We start from the raw sequence: 6,436 nt of genomic DNA on the forward strand, positions 1-6,436 counted from the left end.
ACTACGGCTCGCTCGGCGACACCTCCACCCTCGCCGACCCCGCCGTCGTCGACGATCTCATCGGCAACCGCATGAACCGCGACTGACCCCACCCCGCGCGCCCCACCCCGTGCGGGGCGTGTTAACCTTGGTTGCGATCCGGTTAATGCCGGGGAGCATAATCCAGTGATTTCAAAGGCTTGACCAAGTGGGCACGCGTGCCCAGGGTGTGCTCAGAGCAGGCGTGCGAGCCCCACCGGCAGGTTCGGGTGGTTGAGCGACATCACCTTGTAGACCTGGACGTAGATGAAGACCGTCAGGAAGAAGAGCAGCGCGCTCGCCAGCACGCTCGAATAGGCGAGCGCGGCGAAGACGCCGGTCAGGAGCGGCAGCGGCCAGGTGACGAGGCTCGTCGCCGGGTTGCGCAGATGCACCGCCCCGCGCCCCGGGACCAGGCGCCGGGCGTAGCGGCGGTAGGCGAGCATGTGCCAGTGCACCCGGTCCGGCTGGCCGACGCTGTGCCCCTCGCGCATCGCCTTGCGGTGCATCGAGGCGAGCGTCTCGATGACCGGATAGGCGCAGATCAGGATGGCGGTCCAGGCCGAGGTCTCCGGGTTGCGCATCGGCAGCAGCACGCCGAGGCTCGCCAGCAGGAAGCCGGCGAAATAGGCCCCGCCGTCGCCGAGGAAGATCTTGCCGAACGGGAAGTTGACCAGGAAGAAGCCCAGGATCAGCGCCCCGTAGAGCACCGCCAGCGCGAAGACGAGGTCGTCCCCCACCCGGTGCCCCACCCAGGCGAAGGCCGCCAGCATGATGAGGAGCGAGCCCGAGGCGAGGCCGTTGAACCCGTCGATGATATTGACCGCATTCGCCACCCCGCCCATGGCGAAGCCGGTGAAGAGCAGCGCGCAGATCTGGAAGGAGAGCAGCCAGTCCACCCCGGGAAGGTAGACCTTGTGCATGGTGTAGCCGGTCAGGAGTGCGAAGAGGACGCCCCCCGCCATGGTCGCGAGCAGCCGGTAGCGGACCCCGACCGTGCCGGTCAGATCCTCGCCGAGCCCGGCGAGGAGCGGCAGCGCCCCGGCCAGCCCGATCAGCGCCCAGGGCGCCCGCAGCTCCGCCGGCAGGACCGGCCAGACCAGGACATAGGCGAGCGCCAGCGCCAGGCCGCCGATCCGCGGCGTGGGGGCGAGGTGGAACTTCTGCACCCCGCGCGTGCCGTCGTTGGTGAAGCGGCCGTGCCAGCGGCGCGTCGCGACCAGCGCCAGGCAGAGGAGGAAGCTCAGCGCCGCCGCCGCGATCGCGGCGAGGCCGATGTCGCTCCATCCCAGGGTCACTTCCAGCCCGTGCATTCCCCCCTCGTCCACGCTCGCCTTACGGCTGAACTCCTTAGCGATTCCCGGCCCCGGAGGCGATAGCCTTCAGCCGATGGCGCCGATGCGGCCGGCCCTGTCGGCGCCGATCCGCCGCTCGTCGAGCCAGGCGTTGATCCGCCAGGCGAGGCTCCGCCAGTGCGGGTCGAGCGGCAGGCCGTGGCCGCAGCCCCGCATCAGCTCGGTCTCCGCGCCGTAGGCGAGCGCGTTCGCCCAGAGATCGGTGATCGGCACCAGCGCGTCGCTGTCGCCCTGGATGGCGAGCACCCGCGCCCGCCGCACCAGGAACCAGGCCGGCAGGTCCCAGGTCAGCGCGTCGAGCAGCGCGAGCGGGCTCTCGGGGCCGGGCTGGAAGGCGACGTCCGCCACCCATTCGATCGGGGTCTCGCGGGTGAAGAGCGCCCGGCGGATCGCCTCGAGGCCGATCGTCGCGCCGCCGCCCGCCTGGGTGGCGAGGAAGGAGGCGAGGATGTCCGGGGCCTGCGAGGAGAGCTGCCAGAGCGCGGGGCCGAGCCCGACCGGTCCGGGCGAGCCGACCAGCACCAGCCCGGCCAGTCGCCGCCGCGCCGCGAGATGCTGGGCGATGAGCCCGCCCAGCGAATGGCCGACCACCACCGGCGGCGCGTCGAGCGCGTCGGCGGCGGCCACCGCGCGTGCCACATAGTCGCGCAGGCGGGCGGGCCGTGCCGAGAGCGGCGTCGACAGCCGCGGCGCCGCGACCTGATGGCCGCGGGCGGCGAACCAGGGGGCGACGAAGCGCGTCCAGACCTCGGGTCCGCCGAACGCGCCGTGAAGAAAGAGTATGGGCGGCTTGTCCGACATCTGCGGCGACCTCCGGAAACGTTCCTTGCCGCATCGCACTGCCGCTGTCGAGGCGATGGCGCCGGTTCTCCTCGAAAATTTTCCTTCTGGTGCAGGGGGGTCACGCCCGCGGCGCGGCGAGCCGCGGGCGGACGAGCGCCATGGGGTGCGCCCGCAGGCTGAGGCGCAGCGCGACATGGTCGGCGACGATCTCCTCGCCGAGGGTCATGGCCGGCAGGGAAACCCGCTCCTCCTCCCCCTCGCCCTCGATCCCGGAGAAGAGCGGTAGGGGCGCCTCGCCGCCGATCGCCCGCACCTGCCAGAGCGCCTCGCGCCGGTCGAGGCCGAGGGCGGCGAAGCCGTCCGCCCCGGCGAGAAGCGCGAGCGTCCGCGGCGGGATGGCCGCCCGCCGCCAGACGGCGGCGACGTCGCGGTAGTTGTTGCCGCGGGCCTTGGTGATCCGCAGCGCCTCCGCCTCGCGGACCCCGCGGATCTGGCGGAAGCCGAGGCGCAGCGCCAGCCCGCCGCGCCCGTCGGGCTCGAGGCCGTTGTCCCAGGCGCTGGCGTTGATGCAGACCGGGCGCACCTCCACCCCGTGCTCGCGGACGTCGCGCACGATCTGCGCCGGGGCGTAGAAGCCCATGGGCTGGGAGTTCAGCAGCGCGCAGGCGAAGACCGCCGGATGGTGGCACTTGAGCCAGGCCGAGGCGTAGACGAGGAGCGCGAAGCTTGCCGCGTGGCTCTCGGGGAAGCCGTAGGAGCCGAAGCCCTTGATCTGCTCGAAGCAGCGTTCGGCGAAGCCCCGGTCATAGCCGTTCGCGGCCATGCCGCTCAGGAACCGGTCATGGAACGTGTAGACGGTGCCGTCGCCCTTGAAGGTGCCGAGCGAGCGGCGCAGGCGGTCGGCCTCGTCGGGGGTGAAGCCGGCGCCGACGATGGCGACCTGCATCGCCTGCTCCTGGAAGAGCGGCACGCCGAGCGTTCGCTTCAGGACCTCCTCGAGCGCTTCGGAGGGATAGCTGACCTTCTTCTCCCGTCTTCGGCGCAGGTAGGGATGCACCATGCCGCCCTGGATCGGGCCGGGCCGCACGATCGCCACCTCGATGACGAGGTCGTAGAATTCCCGCGGCCGCATCCGCGGCAGGAAGGAGAGCTGCGCCCGGCTCTCGACCTGGAAGACGCCGATGGCGTCGGCCCGGCAGAGCATGTCGTAGACCGCCGGATCCTCCTTCGGCAGGCTGTCGAGGTCGTGGCGGATGCTGCCGTGGTCGGCGAGGAGGTCGAAGGCCTTGCGGATGCAGGTGAGCATGCCGAGGGCGAGGACGTCGACCTTGAGGATGCCGAGGCATTCGATGTCGTCCTTGTCCCAGCAGATGACGGTGCGGTCCTCCATCGCCGCATTCTCGATCGGCACCAGCTCGTCGAGCCGGCCCTCGGTGATGACGAAGCCGCCGACGTGCTGGCTGAGGTGGCGCGGGAAGCCGACGATCTCATTGACGAGCTGCAGGGTCAGCTTGAGTCGCGGCTCCTCCGGGTCGAGGCCGAGCTCGATCAGCCGCTCCCGCGGCACGTCGCCGGACCCCCAGCCCCAGATCTGGCTGGAGAGCGCCGCCACCGTGTCGCGGGAAAGGCCCATGGCCGCGCCCACCTCGCGGATCGCCCGCTTGCCGCGGTAGTGGATCACGGTGGCGCAGATGCCGGCGCGTTCGCGGTGGAAGTGCTCGTAGATGTACTGGATCACCTCCTCGCGGCGCTCGTGCTCGAAGTCGACGTCGATGTCGGGCGGCTCGTCGCGGGCGTCCGAGACGAAGCGCTCGAAGACCATCTGGCCGACGTCGGGAGAAATGGCGGTGATGCCGAGGGCGTAGCAAACGATCGAGTTCGCCGCCGAGCCGCGGCCCTGGCAGAGGATGCCGTTCGCCCGGGCATATTCCACCACGTGCTGCACGGTGAGGAAGAAGGGCGCGTACTTCTTGCGGGCGATCAGTGCCAGCTCCTTGTCGGCCTGCGCGCGGTGCCGTTGCGGGACGCCCGCGGGGTAGCGCCGGCGGAGGCCGTCGGCGGTCAGCCGGGCGAGGCGCGCCTGCGGGTCCTCGCCGTCCCAGATCTCCTTCGGGTATTCGTAGCGCAGCTCGTCGAGGGAGAAGCGGCAGTCGTCGGCGATCTCGCCGGCGCGGTGCACGGCCGCCTCGTGGCCGGCGAGGAGGCGGAGCATCTCCGCCTCGGAGCGCAGCCGCCGCTCGGCGTTGGCCTGGGCGGCGCGGCCGATCGTGTCGATCCGGCGGCCCTCGCGGATGCAGGTCAGCACGTCGACGAGCCGGCGGCGGGCGCCGCGGTGCATGATCGGCTCGGCGGAGGCGACGAGAGGGAGGCCGAGGCGGTCCGCCAGCCGGGCGAGCCGGGCGAGGCGCTGGGGGTCCTGGCCGTCGTAGCGGGGGCTCGCGACGAGGTGCGTCCCGGGGTGCATCCCGACGAGCAGCCGCGCCTGGTCGAGCCAGGCCGGCGCGGGCGGGTCGGGCGGGGGATGCAGGAGCAGGTGCATGGCCCCGAGGTCGGCGAGATCCTCGGGGTGGAGCAGGCATTTGCCCTTCTCGGTGCGCTGGGCGCCGGTGCTCAGCAGCCGGCAGAGCCGGCCCCAGGCGAAGCGGTCGCGGGGGAGGGCGGTGATCTCGGCGCCCCCGGCGAGGCAGAGCCGGGTCGCGGGCAGGAGGCGCGGCACCCGCGCCCCGGCTCCGCCCTCGGCCCGGGCCGCCGCGCGCAGCGGGCGGAGGGCCCGGACCAGCCCGGCGACCGAGTTGCGATCGGCGATGGCGAAGGCGCCAAGGCCGAGCTCCATCGCCTGGCAGGCGTATTCCTGCGGGTGGCTGCCGCCGGTCAGGAAGGTGAAGTTCGAGGTGATGCAGAGCTCGGCGAAGGGCATGGGGCGGGGACCCGGATGGGCGCGAAATGGGGGATTTCGCGCGCGAAACTATAAGTAAGACATTGAAATAGAAGGGAATCATCGGGTTAATGCATCGTTACTCCTTGTGGCGACCTCGCGGGGGAGCGCCGGCCTCGGGGGGCCTGAAGGCCCCGCTCGGCCGGCGCTTGGCGGTCGGCTGCCTTTGCAGCCTCCCTCCGGCGGAGAGCGGCCTTCGGCCGCTCGAGTCATTGTTCTCCCCGCCTGTTGGCGGGGCCCCTCGCCTGCTCGATAGGAAAGCTTGCCAGTATGAATGCCTTGAAGGAGGGCCCGGGCTCCGGCGGGGGCGCGGGGCGGAGACGATCACGTCTTCCGGCGGGGGGAACCTTCGGCCGGTTCGCGCGATGAGGCCGCGAGGCTTTCGAATCCGGGACCGCGTGCTATGGTCGGGAAGGACTGAAGGAGGAAAGAGATGAGCATCGTCCAGATCGACGACTATGCCCGTCAGCTCTACTCGGCGCATGGCGACCGGGCGGAGTACGAGGCGGCGCAGAAGGCGAAGGACTATGCCGCCAGGGGCGACAGCCAGACCGCCGAACAGTGGCGGCAGGTGCGCGAGGCGATCCGCGTGCTGCGGGGGCCGAACGCCAGCTGAGCCCCGCCCCGGGCCGGCGCCGTCGGGGCCCCGGATTTCCGGGGCTCTTTCTTTCGCGCTCATGCGAATATCCCCTGGGCGAACCAGCCCCCCCGCAGCTCGCCGCCCCTCTCGCCGCCCCGGGCCGCGAAGAGCCAGAGCCGGTCGCCCTCCTCGGTCTCGACCCGCCAGTAGTCGCGCGCGCCCGAGCGCCAGGCCGGGTCGTCGAGCCACCATTCCGGGGCGATCCGCTCCGGCCCGAAGGCCGCCGCGCGCCGCCGGCGGCGGCGGCGCCAGAGGAAAGCCGCGGGGGGCGTGTCCTCGTCCTCCGGCGCGAGCGGCTCGGGCGGGAAGAGGAGGATCGGCCGCGGCGTCGCCGGCGGCGGCCAGCCGGCGGCGGGCGGGCTGAAGGCGGCCGCCATCTCGCTCGCGGTCTTCTCGGGGATGTGGCTGTCGGCCGGGTGCAGCCGGATCACCGCCTCGGTGCCGAGCCGCGCGCCGAGCCGGCCGAGGAGGTCGGCGAAGCCCGCGGCCTCGGCCCGCCGTCCCGGCGGCAGGGGCTGGCCGACGGGGTCGGTCTCCACCGCCTCGAGCTGCAGCCGCTCGATGCCGAAGCCCGCGTCGATCCCGCCGAGGCCGAGGGCCAGCAGCGGGCGGATCGCCTCCGGCCGGTCGGCCGGGCGGGCGAGCCCCACCTCGCGCCGCTCGGGCCGGCCGGCGCGAAAGGCCTGCTCCTCGTCCCAGGCCCGC

The 6,436-nt window shown here is 72.5% G+C and carries 4 protein-coding genes and 1 pseudogene; 1 reads left to right on the forward strand and 4 read right to left on the reverse strand.

All coding sequences use genetic code 11. The features are described 5' to 3' along the window. Positions 1-212 precede the first annotated feature (212 nt). The 3 genes from Q0112_RS17650 to Q0112_RS17660 form a co-directional block, all read right to left on the reverse strand. The gene (locus tag Q0112_RS17650) at positions 213-1,331 is read right to left on the reverse strand and encodes a glycosyltransferase (protein ID WP_297977329.1); all 1,119 of its coding nucleotides are present in this window, start codon (positions 1,329-1,331) and stop codon (positions 213-215) included. 69 nt (positions 1,332-1,400) lie between these two features. Beyond that, entirely contained in the window at positions 1,401-2,174 is a 774-nt protein-coding gene (locus Q0112_RS17655; protein WP_297977330.1) for an alpha/beta fold hydrolase, read from the reverse strand. 100 nt (positions 2,175-2,274) lie between these two features. Further along, positions 2,275-5,073: an error-prone DNA polymerase gene (locus tag Q0112_RS17660; RefSeq protein WP_297977331.1), complete on the reverse strand. Its 2,799-nt coding sequence runs from the start codon at positions 5,071-5,073 to the stop codon at positions 2,275-2,277. 451 nt (positions 5,074-5,524) lie between these two features. On the opposite strand from Q0112_RS17660, the gene Q0112_RS17665 reads away from it, so the two are divergent. Continuing rightward, positions 5,525-5,707, forward strand: a complete 183-nt coding sequence (locus tag Q0112_RS17665; RefSeq protein WP_297977332.1) for a hypothetical protein — start codon at positions 5,525-5,527, stop codon at positions 5,705-5,707. A gap of 59 nt (positions 5,708-5,766) precedes the next feature. Here Q0112_RS17665 and Q0112_RS17670 read toward each other — a convergent pair. Further along, positions 5,767-6,436, reverse strand: a pseudogene (locus Q0112_RS17670) (DNA polymerase Y family protein); the annotation flags it as partial.

Source organism: uncultured Amaricoccus sp. (assembly GCF_937858865.1).
In the GTDB taxonomy this organism is placed as follows: Bacteria; Pseudomonadota; Alphaproteobacteria; order Rhodobacterales; family Rhodobacteraceae; genus Amaricoccus.